Source organism: Gemmatirosa kalamazoonensis (genome assembly GCF_000522985.1).
In the GTDB taxonomy this organism is placed as follows: domain Bacteria; phylum Gemmatimonadota; class Gemmatimonadetes; order Gemmatimonadales; family Gemmatimonadaceae; genus Gemmatirosa; species Gemmatirosa kalamazoonensis.
In genome coordinates this window covers 921,135-942,074 of the sequence record NZ_CP007129.1, presented here as the reverse complement: position 1 = coordinate 942,074, position 20,940 = coordinate 921,135, and the positions used below count along the sequence as shown (strand labels likewise).

14 protein-coding genes are annotated in these 20,940 nt (G+C 71.2%); 12 read left to right on the top strand and 2 right to left on the bottom strand.

Going from position 1 to position 20,940, the window contains the following annotated elements; genetic code table 11:
* Positions 1-8: 8 nt before the first annotated feature.
* From J421_RS27305 to J421_RS27250, 12 genes are all read left to right on the top strand, one after another.
* Complete coding sequence (locus tag J421_RS27305; protein WP_025414293.1) at positions 9-1,610, top strand: RagB/SusD family nutrient uptake outer membrane protein; 1,602 nt, start codon at positions 9-11, stop codon at positions 1,608-1,610.
* Between the two features lie 38 nt (positions 1,611-1,648).
* Positions 1,649-3,490, top strand: a complete 1,842-nt coding sequence (locus J421_RS27300; RefSeq protein WP_158508924.1) for a DUF4838 domain-containing protein — start codon at positions 1,649-1,651, stop codon at positions 3,488-3,490.
* A 224-nt stretch (positions 3,491-3,714) separates the two neighbouring features.
* A complete protein-coding gene (locus J421_RS27295) occupies positions 3,715-6,267 on the top strand; it encodes a glycoside hydrolase family 2 TIM barrel-domain containing protein (protein WP_025414291.1) in 2,553 nt (850 codons plus the stop codon).
* Between the two features lie 164 nt (positions 6,268-6,431).
* The gene (locus tag J421_RS27290) at positions 6,432-9,251 is read left to right on the top strand and encodes a glycoside hydrolase family 2 TIM barrel-domain containing protein (protein WP_025414290.1); all 2,820 of its coding nucleotides are present in this window, start codon (positions 6,432-6,434) and stop codon (positions 9,249-9,251) included.
* 63 nt (positions 9,252-9,314) lie between these two features.
* The gene (locus J421_RS27285) at positions 9,315-10,127 is read left to right on the top strand and encodes an SDR family oxidoreductase (RefSeq protein ID WP_025414289.1); all 813 of its coding nucleotides are present in this window, start codon (positions 9,315-9,317) and stop codon (positions 10,125-10,127) included.
* 41 nt (positions 10,128-10,168) lie between these two features.
* Entirely contained in the window at positions 10,169-11,278 is a 1,110-nt protein-coding gene (locus J421_RS27280; RefSeq protein ID WP_025414288.1) for a mannonate dehydratase, read from the top strand.
* Positions 11,279-11,332: 54 nt separating this feature from the next.
* A complete protein-coding gene (locus J421_RS27275) occupies positions 11,333-12,403 on the top strand; it encodes a uroporphyrinogen decarboxylase family protein (protein WP_025414287.1) in 1,071 nt (356 codons plus the stop codon).
* A gap of 104 nt (positions 12,404-12,507) precedes the next feature.
* Complete coding sequence (locus J421_RS27270) at positions 12,508-13,479, top strand: corrinoid protein (protein WP_025414286.1); 972 nt, start codon at positions 12,508-12,510, stop codon at positions 13,477-13,479.
* Positions 13,480-13,624: 145 nt separating this feature from the next.
* Positions 13,625-15,346, top strand: coding sequence for an ASKHA domain-containing protein (locus tag J421_RS27265; protein WP_025414285.1), 1,722 nt, complete (start codon positions 13,625-13,627; stop codon positions 15,344-15,346).
* Entirely contained in the window at positions 15,343-16,554 is a 1,212-nt protein-coding gene (locus J421_RS27260) for a hypothetical protein (RefSeq protein ID WP_025414284.1), read from the top strand. Before J421_RS27265 ends, J421_RS27260 begins: the two co-directional genes overlap by 4 nt.
* A 48-nt stretch (positions 16,555-16,602) precedes the next feature.
* On the top strand, positions 16,603-17,520 hold the full coding sequence (locus J421_RS27255; protein WP_025414283.1) for a homocysteine S-methyltransferase family protein: 918 nt from the start codon (positions 16,603-16,605) through the stop codon (positions 17,518-17,520).
* Positions 17,517-17,852: a hypothetical protein gene (locus J421_RS27250; RefSeq protein WP_025414282.1), complete on the top strand. Its 336-nt coding sequence runs from the start codon at positions 17,517-17,519 to the stop codon at positions 17,850-17,852. Before J421_RS27255 ends, J421_RS27250 begins: the two co-directional genes overlap by 4 nt.
* 18 nt (positions 17,853-17,870) lie before the next feature.
* Here the strand turns inward: J421_RS27250 and J421_RS27245 are convergent, their stop codons facing one another.
* The gene (locus J421_RS27245; protein WP_025414281.1) at positions 17,871-18,311 is read right to left on the bottom strand and encodes a hypothetical protein; all 441 of its coding nucleotides are present in this window, start codon (positions 18,309-18,311) and stop codon (positions 17,871-17,873) included.
* Between the two features lie 189 nt (positions 18,312-18,500).
* Entirely contained in the window at positions 18,501-20,915 is a 2,415-nt protein-coding gene (locus J421_RS27240; protein WP_025414280.1) for an ABC transporter permease, read from the bottom strand.
* Positions 20,916-20,940: the final 25 nt, after the last annotated feature.

Below are 20,940 nucleotides of genomic sequence, written 5' to 3'. Positions count from 1 at the left end.
AACACACGATGAGACGCCGCCTGCGCGCCGCCGCCGTCTGCACGCTCGGCCTCGCCGTTCTCGCGGCGGGGTGCTCCGACGACTTCCTCACGGAGACGCCGAAGGACATCATCGCCGCCGAGAACCTGTTCACGAACGCGGCCGGCTTCGAGGCCGGGTTGAACGGCCTGTACTTCCAGGTGCGCCGCGAGCGGTTCGGGCAGGACAACTCGGTGAACAACATCATGTCCACCGCGTACTCGATCGGCGTGGACAACGGCTACGGCATGTACCTGTCGCCGCCGGAGCGCACGTTCACCGAGTTCGGCGTGCGCAACGCGTCGACGAACGACTTCACGAACTCGATCTGGAACTGGCTGTACCAGACGATCAACGCGGCGAACACGATCATCGGCCGCGCCGAGAACCCGGACGTCGCGTGGACGACGGCGGACAAGGAGCGCGTGGTGGCCGAGGCGCGCCTCATCCGCGCGTGGGCCTATCGCCATCTCACGTATCTCTGGGGCGACGTGCCGGTGTCGCTCACCGAATCGAGCGGCGAGGCGATCAAGACGGACTGGGAGCGCATCCCGCGCGACTCGGTGCGCAGGATCATCGAGCAGGATCTGCTCTACGCCGACGCGAAGCTGCCGATGGTGCCGACGGTGCCGGGCCACGTGAGCAAGGCGGTCGCCGACCACTATCTCGCGGAGCTGTACCTCGCGATGAACCGGCCGGCCGACGCGGAGGCGAAGGCCGCCGCGGTGATCAACAGCGGGCAGTACTCGCTCGTCACCGCGCGCTACGGCCCCGCCGCCGCGCAGCCGGGCGTCGCGTTCATGGATCAGTTCAAGGACGGCAACGTCAATCGCAGCCAGGGCAACACGGAAGTGCTGTGGGCGTTCGAGTACGCGATGAACACCGCGGGCGGCGGCGCGAGCATCATGCGCCGCAGCTGGGTGACGCGCTACGAGAGCAACCGCGGCATGGCGGTGTCGGCGGACTACGGCGGCCGCGGCATCGGGCGCCTCGCGATGACGCGCTACGCGATCAACCTGTACGAGCCGAGCGACGTGCGCGGCGGCCCGTTCGCGATCCGCCGCTTCTACCAGTACAACAACGCGTCGAACCTGCCGCCCGGGAAGAAGGTGGGCGACACGCTGTTCACGGTCGTCGGCGCGGAGAAGGCGAACGACCCGCTGTGGCCGAGCACCCGCAAGTGGGACTGGGCGAGCCCCGTCGACCCGACGGTCGCGGAGCAGTACAACGACCAGCCGTACATCCGGCTCGCCGAGACGTACCTGCTGCTGGCCGAGGCGCAGCTCAAGCAGGGCAAGCTGGCCGAGGCGGCGGCGAGCATCAACAAGGTGCGCGCGCGCGCCGGCGCGTCGCAGATCCAGCCGGCGCAGGTGACGCTCGACTTCATCCTCGACGAGCGGTCGCGCGAGCTGGTGACGGAGGAGCAGCGGCGCTACACGCTGATCCGCACGGGGACCCTCCTCGACCGGGTGAAGAAGTACAACCCGATCAGCGCCCCGCTCATCGCCGCGCGCGACACGCTGCTGCCGATCCCGCAGGACGTGATCGACGCGAACACGGGGAAGCCGATGAAGCAGAACCCCGGCTTCTGATGCCGTTCTCTGGACAGGATGACCCGGATGGACAGGATGTGAACAACGACCGCCTTGGTGTTGTTGTTCACATCCTGTCCATCCTGTTCATCCTGTCCACACTGCCGAGCCAAGAGGCCCTCGCGCAGCGTCCTGTTCCCATTGCGGGTCGCGCGATCGTCGTATCCGACACGGCGGCGCCGGTGCGGCTCGCGGCGAGCGAGCTGTCGACATACCTGTCGCGCATGACGGGAGGCGCGCATCCCGTCGTACGCGACGCGCGCGGCCCGGTGATCGCGCTTCGTCGCCTGCCTAACGACTCGGCGGTCGCGGGCGACGCATACGCCATTCGCGTCCGTCGGGACTCCATCATCCTCGCCTCGGCCACGCCGCGCGGCGTGCTGTTCGCCGCGTACGACCTGCTCGAGCGGCTCGGCTGCGCGTGGCTCGCGCCGGAGCTCGCGTTCTACCACGGCGCGGCGGAGGTCGTGCCGCGCGTCGAGCGGCTCGCGTACGCGGGGCCGGCGGACGTCGTCGTGCGGCCGGCGTTCACGCGCCGTGCGCTCGAGGTGGAGGAGGGCCTGTCCCACGACTCGGAGTCGCTCGCCGCGATCGCGCGGTGGATGCCGAAGGCGCGGCTCAACACGCTCGTCGTGCCGCTCGACTACGGCGGCAGTGGCCGCGTGCGGTGGGACGCGTGGCGCGCCGCGCTCACGCCGGAGCTCGTGCGGCGCGGCGTCACGATCGAGGTCGGCGGCCACGGGTGGCAGAACTTCCTGTCGCCGACGGACGACGCGCTGTTCGCCGCCCACCCCGAGTGGTTCGGCAAGGACGCCGCCTGCCGACCGAGCCGCGACCCGAGCGTGGTGTTCGACACGCGCAACGCGGACGCCGTGCGCCACGTCGTCGATGCGGTCGTCGCGTATCTCGACGCGCGTCCGGAGATCGACGTGTTCGACTTCTGGCCGCCCGACGGCGCGAAGTGGGCCGAGTGCGCGGCCGAGCGTACGGCGTTAGGCACGCCGGCCGACCGGCAGGCGGCGCTCGCGAACGCGGTGCAGGCGGCGCTCGCGGGCCGCGGCTCGCGCGTGCGGCTCGAGGTCATCGCCTACGCGAGCGCGAAGGAGCCGCCGACCGGCGTCATGCTCGATCCGCGCATCCTCGTCGACTTCTGCCCGATCGGCCAGAACTTCGACGTGCAGATCGACGACCCGCGTGGCGCGAACAACCGCCAGTACGTCGAGGCGCTCGGCCGCTGGCGCGCGGCGTTCGCGGGCGACGTCGCCATCTACTCCTACTACCGCAAGTACGCGTGGATGTCGCTGCCGGTGATCCTGCCGCACTACCTGCAGCACGACCTGCGCTGGTACGCGGGCCAGTCGCTGCGGGGGATCACGACGTACGCGGAGCCTGGCGACTGGGCGACGTACGAGCCGAACCACTGGATGCTCGCGCACCTCGCGTGGGATCCGACGCTTGCCGCGGACTCGCTGCTGAAGCGCTACGTCGCGGCGCGCTACGGCGCGGCGGGCCCGGCCGCGTTGAACGCCATCGTCGCGCTGGAGGGAACCGTGCGCGTCGCCGGCACCGTGCCGTACTCCGCGCCGCCGACGCGCGAGCGCGTGAACGACGCGCGCTCCCGGCTGGCCGCCGCCGAGTCCGCGTTAGGCACCGCGCGCGGTGACACGGCGGCGATCGCGCGGCTGCGGCTCATGCTCGACTACGCGCGGCGCGACCTCGACGTGCAAGCCGCGCGCGTGGCGGGCGATTCCGCGGCGGCGCGCGCGGCGGTGGAACGCGTGGCCGATCTCTATCTCGCGAACGGCGGACGCGGCGTGTTCCTCCACACCGGGCGCAGCGACCGCGCGCGCGTCCTTCGACACTACGGGACCAGGGAATGACCGTGGGACGACTCCACGTACGAATTTCTGGTGGGACTGAAGAGGGACTGAAGAAGGACGACTGCAAGAACACCCGTCGTTGTCCTTCTTCAGTCCTTCTTCAGTCCTTCTTCAGTCCTTCGAGACCTCGTACGTGGAGCTCCGCCACGGCGCGCCTCCGCTCGCTGCTCGCGGCGCTCTGCATCCTCGTCCCCGCGGTCGCCGCGTCGCAGCCCGACCCGCGCGTGCGCTACACGCTGAACGACGACTGGCGCTTCCTGCCGGACGGCGTGGAGTTCGCCGAGAAGGCGTGGCTGTCGGACGCGGGATGGCAGCGCGTGAACGTGCCGCACACGTGGAACGCGACCGACCCGTTCGACGACGTCGAGAGCTATCGCCGCGGGGCGAGCTGGTACCGCAAGCACTTCACCCTCGCCGACTCGCTCCGCGGACGCCGGCTGCTGCTGCACTTCGAGGGCGCGAACCAGGTGGCGCGCGTGTACGTGAACGGCGCGTTCGTCGGGCAGCACAAGGGCGGGTACACGGCGTTCACCGTCGACTTCACGCGCCACGCGCGGTTCGGCGCGGACAACCTGGTCGCGGTGGAGGTCGACAACTCGCACGACCCGATGATCCCGCCGCTGTCGGTGGGCTTCGCGCTGTACGGCGGCATCTACCGCGACGTGTGGCTCGTCGCGACCGACCCGGTGCACGTCACCACGAGCGACCTCGGCTCGAGCGGCGTGGCGGTGACGACGCCCGAGGTGTCGGCGGAGCGGGGCACGGTGCGCGTGCGCGGCGCGGTGACGAACGACGGCGCGCCGGCGCGGCAGCTCCGCGTCGTGAGCACCGTGCTCGACGCCGCGGGGCGCGAGGTGGCGCGCGGCGAGACGAGCGTGACGGCGGCGCCCAACGCGAGCGCGGGATTCGACACGGCGCTCCCGCCGGTCGCGCGTCCGCACCTCTGGTCGCCCGACGACCCGTACCTGTACGCGGTGTACACCGACGTCTACGACGGCGCGCGACTCGCCGACCGCGTCACGAGCCCGCTCGGCTTCCGCTGGTTCCGGTTCGGGCCCGACGGGTTCTTCCTGAACGGGAAGAAGACGTTCCTGCGCGGCACGAACCGTCACCAGGACTACGCGGGGCTCGGCTCGGCGCTCTCCAACACGCAGCACGTGCGCGACCTGGAGATCATCAAGACGATGGGCGCGAACTTCCTGCGGCTCGCGCACTACCCGCAGGACCCCGCGGTGCTCGACGCCGCCGACCGGCTCGGCCTCCTGATCTGGGAGGAGGTACCGGTGGTGAACCACATCACCGTCGACTCGGAGTTCACGCGCAACGCGCAGACCATGCTGCGGGAGATGATCCGCCAGCACCGCAACCACCCGTCCGTGGTGACGTGGGGGATCATGAACGAGGTGTTTCTGTGGAGCGAGGCCGGTGAGCGCATCGGTCGGCAGAGCGACACGACGTACATGCGCGAGGTGCGCGACTTCGCGCACGGCATGGACGCCGTGGCCCGCGCCGAGGATCCGTCGCGCTTCACGACGATGGCGATCCACGGCGCGACGTCGTACGACGAGAGCGGCGTCGCGGCGATCACGCAGATCCTCGGGCTCAACCTGTACAACGGCTGGTACTCCGGCACGCTCGACGAGTTCGGTCCCACGCTCGACCGGCGCCACGCGAAGAGCCCGAGCCAGGCGATCGTCGTGAGCGAGTACGGGTCGGGGAGCGAGCTGCGGCTGAACGCGGTGGTGCCCGAGCGCTTCGACCACTCGGGCGCGTATCATCGCCTGTACCACGAGAGCTACCTGCGTCAGGCGCGCGCGCGGCCGTGGCTCGCCGGCACCGCGGTGTGGAACGAGTTCGACTTCGCGCAGCCGCACATCGGCGAGTCGACGCCGAACATGAACAAGAAAGGGCTGCTCACGTTCGACCGGCAGCCGAAGGACGTCTACTACCTCTACAAGGCGAACTGGAACCCGACGCCGATGGTGTACGTCGCGAGCCGCGACTGGCGCCACCGCGCCGGCATCGACTCGACCGGCGCGCGCACGGTGACGCAGCCGGTGGACGTGTACTCGAACGCGGGTCCGGTGGAGCTGCTCGTGAACGGAAAGTCGTTGGGCACCCGCGCGCCGGACGACGTCACGAAGGCGAGCTGGCAGGTGCCGTTCGCGGCCGGCGACAACGTGATCGAGGCGCGCGCGGGCAAGGTGGTCGACCGCCTCGTGATCCGCATGGACGTGGTGCCGCGCGCGCTGCGCGACACGACGTGGCGCGAGATCGCGGTGAACGTGGGCTCCAACGCGCAGTACTTCGACGACACGGGCCCGGTGTGGCTCGAGGACCGCGCGTACGCGCCGGGGAGCTTCGGCTACGTCGGCGGCAAGGCGGCGCTCATGGCGCGCGAGATCGTGATCACCGACACGAAGCAGACGCCGCTCTACGTCACGTACCGCGCGGGGCTCGACGCGTACCGCTTCGACGTGCCCGACGGCGACTACGAGCTGGAGCTGCGGTTCGCCGAGCCGGGCGGCGCGCAGGGAGCGGGCGCCGCGGGCGGGGCGCTGCCGCCGGGCGAGGCGCCGGGCGCGCACGCCTTCGGCGTCGCGGTGAATGGCCGCACGCTCGTCGAGCGACTCGACCTCGCCACGCGCCGCAACGTCGCACCTGCCCGCCCGATCACCACCGAGGTCTCGGCGACGAACGGGTCGGGCGTCGTCGTGACGTTCAGGCCCATCGCGGGTCAGGCCGTGTTGAACGCCATCCGGATTCGACGGAAATGAAGAAGTTCACGAAAGAGGTTTCCTCTGCGTCCTCTGCGTCCTCTGTGGTTCGTGCCTTTCAAGAGCATGAACCACAGAGGACGCAGAGGACGCAGAGGACTGCGCTGTTGCTCTCGTTGTCGTTGGGTTGCTCCTCCGTGGTTCATGCGCAGCGTCTCGTGCCCATGAACGTGCTCGCGTTTGCCGACACGAGCGGCGTGCGGTTCGAGGTCCGCACGCCTAACGGAGCTGCGCTCACGGGCGCGACGGTCATCGCGAAGATCACGAGCACCGCCGACCGGTCCGTGCTCTGGCGGGGCACGTTAGGCACGCTGGCCGACTCCGCCGGCACGGCGAAGCTCGTGAAGCGCGTCGATGGGCTGCGTCCGAGATTGTGGAGCCCCGAGTCGCCGAGCCTGTATCTGGCGGAGGTGAACGCCGACGGGCCGCGTGGGGCCGGCGCGCAGCTCGTGCGCTTCGGGTTCCGCACCATCCGCGCGGAGAACGGCCGCATCGTGCTGAACGGCCGCCCCGTGTTCCTGCGCGGCAACGCCATCAACCCGCCCGGCCGCAACCTCCCCGACTCGCTCGACGACAGCCCGCGCTTCGCGCTGGAGTACATGCGCTTCATGAAGGCGCACAACGTGAACATCATCCGCCTCACGGAGCCGAACCAGACGTGGTTCGACGCGGCCGATTCGGCGGGGATGCTGATCTTTCAGGGACACTACGGCACGCCGCGCGGCGGCACCTCGACCAGCCCCCCGAAGGACACGCGCGCCGCGCTCCGCTGGTACCGCGACTCCGTCGTCGCGCCGCAGGCGAACCACCCGAGCGTGGTGATCTACGCGCTGTCGAACGAGCAGTCGTCGCCCGACATCCACTACCTGTCGAAGAACAACGCCGCCGTCACCGCGTTCCTGCAGACCGCGTACGACACGCTGTCGCGGTGGGACGATACGCGACTCTACATCGGCAACGCCGGCTACGGCTTCGGGCGCGCCGGCAACGTGTGCGACCTGCACCGGTACTGGGGCTGGTACTACAACTCGTTCCTCAGCTTCTACACGCTGCGCGATCCGAAGATCTGCTGGCGGTCGAGCGCCATGCAGCCGATGACGCTGACCGAGAACACGGGCAACTACACGGGGCCCGACGGCCGCTTCAACCTGGCGAGCGACACGAAGCAGCCCGACTCGCAGCTGAACTGGACCGGCCACGCGCCGGAGGCGGAGCAGTCGGCGCGCGCGCTCGCGTACCAGGCGTGGATGGCGGGGCAGGCGATCGAGATCACGCGGCGGCTGCGCGAGCGCAACCCGTCTCTCTCGGGCCTCAGCCCGTTCACCATCGCGTTCGCGAACTGGCACCGCGCCACCGGCGTCGCGGACCTCGGCGCGAAGCCGGTCGTCGCGCAGTATGCGCGCAGCTATCAGCCGGTGCTCCTGAGCTGGGAGTCGTGGACGCCCAACGTCTACGCGGGCAGCACGATCCATCCCGTCGCGCACGTCGTGAACGACGACACCACGGGGCGCGCGCTGCGCGGCGTCGCGGTGCGCTGGACGCTGCTCGACAGCGCGGGCACGGTGCGGGCGAGCGGCACGCAGCCGTTCGGCGACGTGGCCTACTACGCCGCGACGAGCCGCGCGGTCCCCGTCGCGCTCCCCGCCGCGCTTCCCACGGGCACGTACACGCTGGCTGGCGCGCTGCTGCGCGGCGCCGACACCGTCTCGCGCAACGACACGCGGCTGTTCGTCGCGGCGCGCGGCGACGCGGGTGCGGCGGGTGAGACCGGCACGCTCGCGCGCCGCGTGCGCGTCTACGACCCGAGCGGCCGCACGACGCGCGCGCTCGTCGCGTTAGGCCTCGCGCCGCAGCCGGTGACGTCGATCGGCGCGCTCGATCCGCGGCGCGACGCGCTCGTCGTCGGCGCCGGCTCGTGGGACGCGCGGCTCGCGGACGACTCGGCGGCGCTGCGCACGTTCGTCGAGCGTGGCGGGCGCGCGGTGATCCTGGAGCAGACGGCGCTCGACGCGGCGTGGCTGCCCGGCGGGCTGCGCGTGCAGACGTCGGCGCTCGACCATCCGCTCGTCTTCCCCGGCGGGCGGCCGTTCGCGCAGGGGATGGCGATCAACCCCGAGCGCCCCGCGCACCCGGTGTTCGACGGGCTGTCGCGCGACCGCTTCTTCCTCTGGTCCGACCACACCGGCTGGGACGAGTCGAAGCCCGGCTTCCCCGCGGTCTATCCGGTGACGCACGGCCTCGCCGTCACGCGCCCCGCGGAGCTCGGCCGAGTCGCGCTGCTCGCCGACTACGATCACGGACTCGAGGGCGTCGCGCTCGCGGAGTGCTTCGTCGGTGATGGGTCGGTACTCGTCTCCGGGTTCGACGTCGTGCCGCGCGTGGGGCGCGATCCGGTGGCCGACCGGTTCCTGCGCAACCTCGTGCGCTACGCGGCGGGCGACCTGCCGCACGAGCCGCAGGTGCGCGTGGCGCCTACGGTGACGTGGGGCGACTACGCGTCCGAGCGCGGCGCGGTCGTCGGCATCCAGAGCGGGCTCCTCCTGAACACCGTGCCGGTGGTGCCGCGCGAGCTGGGCGAGCAGTACCCCGTGCACGTGGATTCGCTAGGCTTCTGGTTCGCGGGGTCGAGCGGCGGCTGGAACACGCGGCCGGCGATCCAGTACGTGGGCCGCGGACGGCGGCCGTTCGGGCCGTACGGCTTCACCTCGGGGGGCTCGGTGCAGCTGGCGAAGGACGCGGGACCGTTAGGCGAGGGGCGCGTGTGGCTGCGCGCGCCCGACGGCACGCGCGCGATGGTGACGACGGTGGAGAATCCCGCGCCGCGGGCGCTGGCGCTGGAGATCACGGTGAACGGCGCGCGCTCGGTGTGCCCGGTCGGCGCGAACGCCACCGCGCGGTGCGAGACGCCGGTCTCGTCGCCGGATCTCGCGCTGACGTTCCGCGGCGACCGGCGGCTGGTGCTGCGCGAGACGGCGTTCCAGTGAGCGAGCGGCCGGCTCGCTCCTCGCGCCTAACGCTTGGCACGTTCCAACCCTGAGAGGCGACCGATGCTGGATACCTTCACCCTGAGCGGCCGCACCGCCGTCGTCACCGGCGGCTACGGCGTGCTGGGTGGCACCATGGCCACCGGCCTCGCGGCCGCCGGCGCGCGCGTCGCGATCCTCGGCCGCAGCCGCGACCGCGCGGAGGCGAAGTGCGACGAGCTGCGCGCGGCGGGCGCGGAGGCGATGCCGCTCGTCGCCGACGTGCTCGACGAGGAGTCGCTCCGCGCTGCGCGCGACGAGCTGCTCGCCGCATGGGGGAGCGTCGACATCCTGCTGAACGCGGCCGGCGGCAACGTGGCGCGCGCGCGCACCGACAAGACGACGCCGTTCTCGCTGTCGATGGAGGCGTTCGACGAGGTCGTGAGCCTCAACCTCCATGGCACCGTCGGGCCGTCGCTCGTCTTCGGCGAGCCGATGGCGCGCGGGCGACACGGCAGCATCGTCAACATCTCGTCGATGGCCGCGATGCAGGCGATCAGCGGGGTGCTCGGCTACTCCGTCGCGAAGGCCGCGGTGGAGAACGCGACGAAGTGGCTCGCCGTGGATCTCGCGCGCCGCTGCGGGCCGGGGCTCCGCGTGAACGCGATCGCACCGGGGTTCTTCGTCGCGGAGCAGAATCGCGCGGTCCTCATCAACCCCGACGGCAGCTACACCGATCGCGCGAAGACCATCGTCAACCGCACGCCGATCGGCCGGTTCGGCGAGCCGCACGAGCTGGTGGGCGCGGTCGTGTTCCTGTGCAGCGACGCGGCGTCGTTCGTCACCGGCGTGGTCATCCCGGTGGACGGCGGCTTCAGCGCGTACAGCGGCGTCTGACCCCGACACCTCCACGCAGCACACACTTCACCAACCCTCCGATGAAGTTAGGCCTGGGTCTGTACCGCAGCCTGCTCACGCAGGACAACTACGCGTTCGCGAAGCAGGCGGGGGTGACGCACCTCGTCGTGCACCTCGTGGACTACTTCAAGGGCTCGAACCCGGTGCTCGCGAGCGGCCCGAACCGGCTCGGGTGGGGCGTGACGCAGAACCAGGACAGGCCGTGGACGTACGAGGACCTCGCCGCGATCAAGAAGGACATCGAGGCGAACGGCCTCACGTGGGAGGCGATCGAGAACTTCGATCCGTCGCACTGGCACGACGTGCTGCTCGACGGCCCGAAGAAGCGACAGCAGATGGAGCAGCTCAAGCGCACGATCCAGGCGGTCGGCAAGGCGGGCATCCCGATCATGGGCTACAACTTCTCCATCGCCGGCGTGTGGGGATGGACGAAGGGCCCGTTCGGCCGCGGCGGCGCGAAGGCGCTCGTGTACGACGAGTCGAAGATCGACAAGAGCACGCCGCTGCCTAACGGCATGGTGTGGAACATGGTCTACGATCCCGACGCGCCCGAGGGGACCGTGGCGCCGATCTCCAGCGAGGAGATCTGGCAGCGGCTCGAGTGGTTCCTCTCCGAGATCCTGCCGGTGGCCGAGGAGTGCGGCGTGCGCATGGCGCTCCACCCCGACGATCCGCCGACCGACCAGCTCCGCGGCGGCGCGCGCCTCGTGAACCGCCCCGACAAGTACCAGAAGATGCTCGACCTTGTGCCGAGCCGCGCGAGCGCACTGGAGTTCTGCCTCGGCTCCCTGTCCGAGATGCCGACCGACGGCGCGACGCTCGACGTGTACGAGGCGACGGAGAAGTTCGCGCGGGCCGGGCGCATCGCCTACGTCCACTTCCGCAACGTGCGCGGCAAGGTGCCGCTCTACCAGGAGGTGTTCGTCGACGAGGGGGACATCGACATGCTGCGCGTCGTGCAGATCCTCCACGACACGGGCTACGACGGCGTCCTGATCCCCGACCACACCCCGGAGATGACGTGTGCCGCCCCCTGGCACGCGGGCATGGCGTACGCCCTGGGTTACATTCGCTGCGCCCTGCAGGCCGTCGAGCGCGGGGCCCTGGCTCCCGTGTTCGCTTCCACTTGATGTCTCCGCGTCTCCACGTGAAAGCCACCAGCCACGTACTCTGAGAGGATCCGAATGCGTCCGGAACAGTGGGAAGCGTACAAGCGTGCCGCGCGACTCGAGCCGCAGGACAAGATCCCGATGGCGATGATCGTCGACAGCCCGTGGATCCCGGGCTACGTCGGCGTGCCGCACATGGACTACTACCTCGACCCGGACGCGTGGTTCAACGCGAACGTGAAGGTCATCCGCGACTTCCCCGACGTGATCATGATCCCGTCGTGGTGGATGGAGTACGGCATGGCCGCCGAGCCGTCGATCCTCGGCGCGAAGATCAAGTTCTGGGACAACAACACGCCGAGCGAGTACCACACGCTCTACCGGCTCGAGGACATCGACGAGTTCCCCGAGTACGAGGTCGAGGCGGACGGCTTCGCCGCGCTCACGCTGCACCGCTACAAGATGGCGCTGCCGAAGATCCGCGCGATGGGCGAGATCATCCCGTTCGTGACGGCGCGCGGCCCGATGTGCACCGCGGGCTTCGTGCGCAGCACGAGCAACCTCATGATCGAGCTCGTGGAGAAGCCCGACGAGGTGCACCGCCTGCTCGACCTGTGCACGCGCGTCGTCATCGACTGGCTCAAGGCGCAGCACAAGGTCATCGGCGACACGGTCGAGGGGATCTTCATCCTCGACGACATCGTCGGCTTCGTGAACGAGGAGCACTACCTGGAGTTCTGCCATCCGTACCTGAAGCGGATCTGCGACGCGTTCCCGAAGGACTGGGTGAAGCTGTATCACAACGACGCCGAGGTCGACGCGTGCCTCGACCACCTGCCCGACGCCGGGTTCAACGTGTTGAACTGGGGCAAGCAGAAGGACATCCGCGAGGTGAAGCAGCGCGTCGGCGACCGCATGTGCCTCATGGGGAACGTGAACCCGCTCGAGGTCGCGGTGCGCGGCACGCCCGATGAGGTGAAGGAGGCGACGCTCGAGGTCCTCGAGGGCGGCACGGGCCCCGACGGCTCGGGCATGATCCTCAGCGTCGGGGGCGGCGTGAGCCCGGGGATGCCGTACGAGAACTGGATCGCGATGCAGGACGCGCTCGCCGAGTTCAACGCGAAGCGACTGGCTGCAACGAAATGAACCGCAGAGGACGCAGAGGACGCAGAGGACTGCCTCTGGTTCTTCCCTGCATCCTCTGCGTCCTCTGCGTCCTCTGCGGTTAATTCACCGAGGAGCCCGAGCCGATGGTCGACTACGCGTTGATGAATCAGTACCTCTACGAGGGGAAGGCGAAGGAAGTCGAGCAGATGACGAAGGACGCCCTGGCGGAGGGGCGGCACTTCCAGGAGGTGATGAACGAGGGGCTCATCGCCGGGATGAGCGTCGTCGGCGAGGACTTCAAGCACAACATCCTGTACGTGCCCGAGGTCCTCATCGCCGCGCGCGCGATGAAGGCCGGCATGGCCGTGCTGAAGCCGCTGCTCTCGGCGCGCGACAGCGACACGCCGCGCGTCGGCACGCTGCTCATGGGCACCGTGCGCGGCGACCTGCACGACATCGGCAAGAACCTCGTCGCGATGATGGCCGAGGGCGCGGGGTTCGACGTGCACGACATCGGCGTCGACCAGAGCGTCGAGAAGTTCATGGCCGCCGCCGACCGCGTGAAGCCGACGATCATCGGCATGAGCGCGCTGCTCACGACGACGATGACGTACATGAAGACCGTCATCGACGGCTTCGAGTCGGCGGGACGCACCGACGTCAAGTTCGCCGTCGGCGGCGCGCCGATCTCGCAGATGTTCGCCGACGAGATCGGCGCCGACGGCTACGGCCAGAACGCGTCGGCCGCCGTCGACCTGTTCCTCAAGCTCTCCGGCGCTGCCCGCGACGAGGCCGCGTCCGCCGCTCCCACCGTCGCCGCGCGCGACGCCGACGCACCCGCCGCGCGGCCCGGCACGCGCACGACGTACAGGGTGCTGTACTGGCAGGAGGTGCCGGTGCAGATCCGCGGCGAGGACGACGCCGGGAACGAGGTGAGCGTCGAGCTCCCGCGCTCCGTCGCGCGCGTCGACCTGCTCGCGGCGCAGCGCGGCCTCTCCGGCGGCGACGACTACTCGGCCCAGTACACGTGGGGCGACGAGATGGAGCGCGCGGGGTCGGCGGCGGACGTGGTGGAGGCCGTGCGGTCCGAGCTCGAACAGGGCGTGACAGGATGAAGGACAGGATACTGGTGGCCTTTCCTTTCGACAGGATGAACAGGACGGACAGGATGAGAACCAACACGAACAGCAGTGCCTTCGGTGTTGGTCTTCATCCTGTCCGTCCTGTTCATCCTGTCCAAGACGAACAGCACCAGCTTTCATGTCTGTAACCATCACGATCGACGGTCGCACGGCGGCGGCGGAGCCTGGCGGCCCGTCGCTGTTCGAGCTCGCCGAGTCGTTAGGCGTGCGCGTGCCGACGTCGTGCCAGAAGAACGGGAAGTGCAAGGAGTGCATCGTCGAGGTGACCGCCGGGGCGGACGCGCTCACGCCGCCCACGCCGCCGGAGTCGCACCTCACGGGGAGCTTCCGGCTGTCGTGCCAGGCGCGCGTCGCCGCGGCCGGCGGCGCCGTCGTGTGCCACACCATGCGGCGCGGCAAGATGCGCGTGGAGCGGCACGCGTACGGGCTTCCCGGCGGCGCACGCGGGCTCGATCCCGCGGTCACCCGCGACGGCGACCGCGTGCTGCTCGACGGCGAGGAGATCGCGCGCGCCGCCGGTCCGCTGCACGGGCTCGCGATGGACCTCGGCACCACCACCGTCGTGCTGCGGCTGTTCGACCTCGAGACCGGCGAGCAGATCGCCGACGCGAGCTTCGAGAACCCGCAGCGGTTCGGTGGGTCGGACGTGATGTCGCGCATCGACTACGACACGCGGCAGGGGAAGCGCGTGCTCATGCGCACGCTCGCCGGCTACCTCGCGCACGCCATCGAGGCGATGCCGGTGGATCCGCAGACGATCTACGAGCTGGTCGTCGTCGGCAACGCCACGATGCGCGACCTGTTCTTCCGGCAGAGCGTGTACACGATCGGCCAGAACCCGTACCGCTCCATCACCGAGATCGAGATGGCGGAGGGGAAGCGCGCGACGACGAGCCTCGCGACGACCGGGCGGCGCGCGCTGCTGCCGATCCACCCGAAGGCGCGCGTGTGGGGCGCGCCGATCGTCAGCGGCCACGTCGGCGCCGACGCGGCGGCGTGCATGCTCGCCGTGGACCTCGCGCACGAGGACCGGCTCGTGTGCGTGATGGACATCGGCACGAACACGGAGCTCATACTCGGCAACCGCACGCGCGTGCTCGCCGCGTCGTGCCCCGCGGGGCCCGCGTTCGAGGGCGGCGCGATCGCGTGCGGCATGCCGGGGCTCGACGGCGCGGTGGAGCGCGTGTCGCTCGGCGCCGACGGCACGGTGTCGTTGGGCGTCATCGGCGACGGAGAGGCGCAGGGGATCTGCGGCTCCGGGCTCATCGACCTGCTGAGCGAGCTGCTGCGCACCGGGCGCATGAACGAGCTCGGACGCTTCGAGGACGGCGAGCGCGTGGACCTCGCGCCCGGCGTGTACTTCACCGAGGCGGACGTGAACGAGCTCGCGCAGGCGAAGGGCGCGAACGTCGCTGGCCTGCAGGTCGTGTTCGGCGAGTACGGGGTGTCGTTCGACGACGTCGACGTCTTCTACCTCGCCGGCGGCTTCGGACGCCACCTCTCGCTCGACGCGGCGCGCCGCATCGGGCTCGTGCCGGACCTGCCGGCCGAGAAGGTCGTGCAGGTCGGCAATGCGGCGATCGAGGGCGCGTGCATCGCGCTGCTCTCCATGACGAAGCGGCGCGAGCTGGAGGATCTCGTGCGCCGCGTCGAGCATTGCCGCCTCGAGACGCACCCGTCGTTCTTCGACTTCTTCGTCGACGGCTGTCAGTTCAGGCGGCTCGAAGCCTTTCATGGCTCACGCGGAGACGCGGCGAACGCGGAGAACGCGGAGAACGCCGACATGAATGGGCCGTTCTCCGCGTACTCCGCGTCTCCGCGTGAGACGGAACGGCCATGATCTCGTTCGTCGACACCGCGCCCCCGGTCGCCGTCGATCCGGCCGAGTACGTGCGCCTGCTCGGCTACCCGCGCGGCCACACGCTCGACGACCGCGCGGCGGAGCTCGCGGCGATGGCGCGCGCGTGGTACGCGGAGCACGGGCGGCCGTGGATCGTCGCGCGCGAGACGCGGGCGCTCGACGTGTCGAACGGCGTCGTCGCGATCGACGCCGTCCCGTTCGCGAGCCCGCGACTGCACCGCACGCTCGGCGACGCGGGCGCCGACCGCGTGGTGCTCGTCGGAGCGAGCGCGGGGCCCGAGATCGAGCGCGAGGCGCAGCGTCGGTGGCGCGACGAGAAGCCGGACGAGTACTTCTTCCTCGAGATGTACGGCTCCGCGGTCGTCGAGCACCTCGTGATGTCGGCCGGCGCGCGGCTGTGCGCGTCGGCCGAGCCGGAGGGGCTCGCCGTGCTGCCGCACTACAGCCCCGGCTATCCGGAGTGGGACATCGCCGAGCAGGCGCGGCTGCGTGCGCTGTTAGGCGCGCTCCCCGGCCCGCTCGACGTGCTGGAGTCGGGGATGCTGTCGCCGAAGAAGTCGCTGCTCGCCGTGTTCGGCGTCACGCCGTACGTGGAGCGTGTGCGCCGCGCGACCGATCTCGTTCCGTGTCGCGGGTGCGCGCTCGTGGGCTGTCAGTACCGACGCGCGCCGTACGGCGAGCGGCGTCGGCGCGGCGCACCGGGACGCGTCGTGCGCCTCACGGTCGACGGGCAGTACGCGACGAGCGCACGCGCGCTGCGCCGGTGGTCGGCCGAGCGGCTCACGCTCGTCGACAATGCCGACGGCACCACCGACGCGCGCTTCCGCTACGAGGGAACGACGTGCAGCAACTTCGGCCGGCCGCTGTACTTCGAGTACGCCGTGACGTTGGGCGCGGCCGACGACGGCTACCCCATCCTGAGCCAGCGCTGTGCTCCCGCCCCGGGTGACGACGGCTACCGGTTCATGTGCCGCTACCGGGCCGCGTCGACCGCGCTCATGACGGCGATCGACGAGGAGGCGCCGCTCGCCGGCCGTCCGCTCGACGACGTGCTCACGTGGAGCCGTCCCGCGATGGGCGCCGGCTGCTACTGCGAGCGCGACAGCCGCGACCACAAGTGGGGCATCGTGCTGGAGACCATTCACTACGCGCTCGCCGCGCGCGAGCGAGAGCGAGCGTCTGCGTAATCTGCGTAATCTGCGTAATCCGCGGACAACATTCAGAGGGCACCGCCAATGAGGACGGCACTACTCGACGCGATCAAGGAGCGCCCGCTGCTCGCCGACGGCGCGATGGGCACGCAGCTCATGCTCGCGGGGCTCGAGCAGGGACGCTGCGGCGAGCAGTGGAACCTCACGCACCCCGAGAAGGTGCTGGGCATCCAGCGCCGCTACGTCGAGGCGGGCTCCGACTGCCTGCTCACGAACACGTTCGGCGGCTCGCGCATCATGCTGAACCGGCACGGCGCGTCGGGCGACGTCGACGCGATCAATCGCGCCGCGGTCGAGATCGCGCGCGAGGCGTTCACGTCCGCGGGGCGGGAGGGATGGGTCATCGGCGACGTCGGGCCGTTCGGCGGCCTGATGGAGCCGTACGGCGAGTTCACCGAGGCCGAGGTGCGCGACGCGTTCGCCGAGCAGGCCGCGGCGCTCGTGAACGCGGGAGCGGACGCGATCATCGTCGAGACGCAGACGAGCCTCGAGGAGCTGGGGCTCGGCATCGCCGCCGCGCGCGAGGCGGGCGCGCCGTGCATCATCGGCTCGCTCGCCTACGACGTCACGCTCGACGGCTCCACGTTCCGCACGATGATGGGGATCGATCCCGAGCGCGCCGCGGAGTTCATGCAGGAGAACGGCGCCCACGTCGTCGCGTTGAACTGCGGCACGGGCATGGACATGACGCGCGCGAAGGAAGCCGTGGAGCGCTACCGTCAGGCGACCGACCTGCCGGTGATGGCGCAGCCGAACGCGGGGCAGCCGTGCCTCGTGAACATGAAGGTCGTGTACAACGAGACGCCGGAGCAGATGGTGGCCGGCGTCGTCCCGCTGCTCGAGGCGGGAGCGAGCATCATCGGCGGCTGCTGCGGCAGCACGCCCGACCACATCCGCGCGTTCCGCGCCGCAATGGACCAGTACCTCACCCAGCGCGCATGAAGCAGAAGCTCTGCGACGTCAACGCCGTCGCCACCTCCAAGCTCCCCGCGCACACCGGCGACAAGTCGGGGATCGGCGTGCACTACATCGACGCGTACGTGAAGCCGATGAACGCGACGCTCCCCGACGGCACCGCGGTGAAGTGCAAGCGGCGCGGGCTCAAGCTCACGCTCACCGTCGGCACGCGAAAGGGCGAGGGGCTCATGCGTCGACTCGACGTGAGCCCCGACCCGGTGGTGATGCTCGACGCCGCGCTCCAGGAGGCCGCGCGCGCGGCCGGCCTGGAGCTGAGCGTGGAGGATGGCGCCATCTACCTCGACGTGCCGGGGTGACGGGCGCCTAACGGTCCGTCAGCCGCACCGCGACTGCTGCTCGGTCTTGATCTCCGACGCGAGGTACGCGCCCGTGTAGGTGACCGAGAACGTGACGCTCACGCACGCGCCGACGACGAGCGGGCCCTCCGGCGCCTTGAGATGCGTCAGCGAGTTCGCCTCGAAGCGGTAGCCGCCGATCGTCCACTCCGACGGCGTGCCGTAGTACATCGCCGTCGGCACGACGCCGATGGAGTCGATGCGCGCGGTGTACGACGGCGCGACCGGCGGACCGGACGTGGTCGAGGTGCTGTTGTCGCCGCCACCGCCGCCGCCGCTCCCGCCGCTCGCCGCGGTGCCGCTCTTCGAGAGCGAGGGGGCGCCGAGCGCGGGGGCCGCGGGGCCGTCGTTGGAGCAGGCCGTGGCACCGACGAGGGCGACGGCAGCGGTGAGGCTGAGCAGGCGATGCGTGATGGACATTGGCGGTGATGAGAGGGAACGTCCCGGTCGTCCGGTGACGCCTCTCTCCAAGGCAGGCCGCGCGCCCCGTGCCGCGCCTCCCCGTCCGGCTGCCTAACGCGTTGCCACGCCTCGGCTTGCGCGATCCGGTCGCCGATCCCGTGCCGCCGACGGCCGTAACGAAACGTGACAGGCGTATGCCGAAGCGTGTCACTCCGCGCGCAGCGTCACCGTGGGATCGACGCGCGCCGCGCGGAGCGCCGGCACCGCGCTCGCCGCGAGCACCGTGACGGCGAGCACCGCCGCGACGGCGAGGAACGTCGGCGGATCCGCCGCATCCACGCCGTACAGCAGTCCGGCGAGCAGCCGCGCCCCCGCCGCCGAGCCGGCGATGCCTAACGCCAGACCCCACGCGCCGAGCGCCAGCGCATCGCCCACGACCATGCGCCCGATGTCGACGCCGCGCGCGCCGAGCGCGACGCGCACCCCGATCTCGCGCCGGCGCTGCGCGACGCCGTACGAGACGACGCCGTACAGCCCCGCCGCGGCGAGCGTCAGCGCGAGCGCCGCGAAGCCGCCGAGCAGCACGAGCGTGAGCCGCCGCGTGAGCAGCGACGCCGCGACCACGCGCTCCATCGTCGTCAGGGCGTAGACCGGCAGGTCGCTCGCCGCGTCGCGCACCGCGGCACGCGCCGGGGCGGCGAGCGCGAGCGGGTCGCCCGTCGTCGACACGACGAACGTCATGGCGCGGAGCCGCTGCGGCACCTGCGCCGCGGGCGCGTACACCTCGGCCCGCGCGTCCTGGTCCATGCCGAGCTGCCGCACGCTGTGCACGACGCCGACGATCGTGCTCGGCGCGCTCTCCCACGCGTACAGCGCGTGGCCCACGGCGCTCTCGCCGGGGAAGTACCGGCGCGCGAACGCCGCGTTCACGAGCGCCACCTTCGGCGCGCCCGCCGCGTCGCGTGCGTCGAGCTCGCGTCCCTCGATCACGGAGACGCGCAGGCTGCGGAAGTAGCCATCGCTCACGACGCGGAACTCCGCGAACGGTCGGCGCTGCGGGTCCGCGTCCCACGGCTGCCCCACGATGCGGAACGACCCGTTGCCGCTCGACGGCTGGAGCGGCAGCGCGCTCGTCATCGCCGCGGCGCGCACGCCGGGAAGTGCGCGCAGGCGCGCGAGCACCGGGGCGACGAACCGCGAGTAGCGCTCGTCGACCGCGAAGCGCTCCTCGGGGAGATTCACACGGAACGTGAGCACGCCGCGCGCGTCGAACCCCGCGTCCGCCGCGAGCACGCGCGCGAAGCTTCGCAGCAGCAGCCCCGCGCCCGCGAGCAGCACGCACGACAGCGCGATCTCCGCCACGACGAGCGTGGAGAGCGTGCCGCGCTGGGCACGCCCGGCACTCGTGCGCACCGACGCCTCCGCGAGCTCGCGCCCCGCCGCGCGGCGCGTCGCGCGCAGCGCCGGCACCGCGCCGAACACGAGACCGGTGAGCAGTGCCAGCCCCGCGGCGAACGCGAGCACCGGCACGTCCACGCGCACCGCGTCCGCGCGCGGCAGGCTCGCCGCGCCGAGCGTCACCACGCCCTGCACGCCCGCGAGGGCGAGCAGCACGCCGAGTGCGGCGCCGGTCAGCGCGAGCACGACGCTCTCCGTGAGGAACTGCCGCACGAGCCGCCCGCGCCCCGCGCCCAACGCCGACCGGATCGCCACCTCGCGCCGCCGCCCCTCGGCGCGCGCGAGCAGCAGGTTCGCGACGTTGCCGCACGCCACGAACAGCACGAGCGACACGGCCGCGGAGAGCAGCAGCAGCGCGGGCCGCACCGTGCGCACCGCGCCGTCGCGCAGCGGCTCGACGAGCGCGCCGAACGAGGCGCCGAGCTCCGGGTGGTCCTGTCGGATGCGCGCCGTCGCCGCGTCGAGGTCCGCGCGCGCCGCGTCGAGCGTGACGCCGTCTCTCAGCCGCGCGACGACCGAGAGCCAGTAGCTCGTGCGGTCGGCGTTCTCGCGTGTCGGCGGCAGCGCGAGCGGGATCCACGCGTCGGTGTGCTCCGCGGCGACCGGGAAGTCGAACCCCGGCGGCATCACGCCGAGCACCGTGTGCGGGACGCCGTCGAGCAGCACCGTCGTGCCCACCACGCCGCGGTCGGCGCCGAAGCGCGCGCGCCAGAGCCGGTCGCTCAGCACCGCCGTGCCCTCGTCGTCGCTCGGTCGGAACGCGCGCCCGAGCTGCGGACGCGCGCCGAGCACCGTGAACAGGTTCGACGTGCCGCGCACGACCTGCACGCGCAGCGGCTCCGTGCCGCCGAGGTTGCGGCTGGCGAGCGCGTACGCCGCGACGTCGGCGAGGGTCCGGTTGGTCGCGCGCCAGTCTTGGAAGTTCGGCACCGACGCCGCGTAGCGGTCGCGCACGCCCTGCCGCGTGCGCAGCTCGTGAATGCGCACCAGCCGCTCCGGCGCCGCGTACGGGAGCCGCTCGAGCAGCACGGCGCGGACGACGGAGAAGATCGCCGTCGACGCGCCGGTGCCTAACGCGAGGCAGGCGAGCGCGATGGCGGTGGTGGCGCGGTGCGCGCGCAGGGAGCGCAGCGCGAGGCGGAGGTCGACGAGCAGCGCGTGCATGGCGGCGGCGGTGGACGGTGAGGCT

Coding starts and splice junctions, on each gene's coding strand:
- J421_RS27305 (WP_025414293.1), top strand. CDS start 9: ATGAGACGCCGCCTGCGCGCCGCCGCCGTCTGCACGCTCGGCCTCGCC.
- J421_RS27290 (WP_025414290.1), top strand. CDS start 6,432: ATGAACGTGCTCGCGTTTGCCGACACGAGCGGCGTGCGGTTCGAGGTC.
- J421_RS27285 (WP_025414289.1), top strand. CDS start 9,315: ATGCTGGATACCTTCACCCTGAGCGGCCGCACCGCCGTCGTCACCGGC.
- J421_RS27280 (WP_025414288.1), top strand. CDS start 10,169: ATGAAGTTAGGCCTGGGTCTGTACCGCAGCCTGCTCACGCAGGACAAC.
- J421_RS27275 (WP_025414287.1), top strand. CDS start 11,333: ATGCGTCCGGAACAGTGGGAAGCGTACAAGCGTGCCGCGCGACTCGAG.
- J421_RS27270 (WP_025414286.1), top strand. CDS start 12,508: ATGGTCGACTACGCGTTGATGAATCAGTACCTCTACGAGGGGAAGGCG.
- J421_RS27265 (WP_025414285.1), top strand. CDS start 13,625: ATGTCTGTAACCATCACGATCGACGGTCGCACGGCGGCGGCGGAGCCT.
- J421_RS27260 (WP_025414284.1), top strand. CDS start 15,343: ATGATCTCGTTCGTCGACACCGCGCCCCCGGTCGCCGTCGATCCGGCC.
- J421_RS27255 (WP_025414283.1), top strand. CDS start 16,603: ATGAGGACGGCACTACTCGACGCGATCAAGGAGCGCCCGCTGCTCGCC.
- J421_RS27250 (WP_025414282.1), top strand. CDS start 17,517: ATGAAGCAGAAGCTCTGCGACGTCAACGCCGTCGCCACCTCCAAGCTC.
- J421_RS27245 (WP_025414281.1), bottom strand. CDS start 18,311: ATGTCCATCACGCATCGCCTGCTCAGCCTCACCGCTGCCGTCGCCCTC.
- J421_RS27240 (WP_025414280.1), bottom strand. CDS start 20,915: ATGCACGCGCTGCTCGTCGACCTCCGCCTCGCGCTGCGCTCCCTGCGC.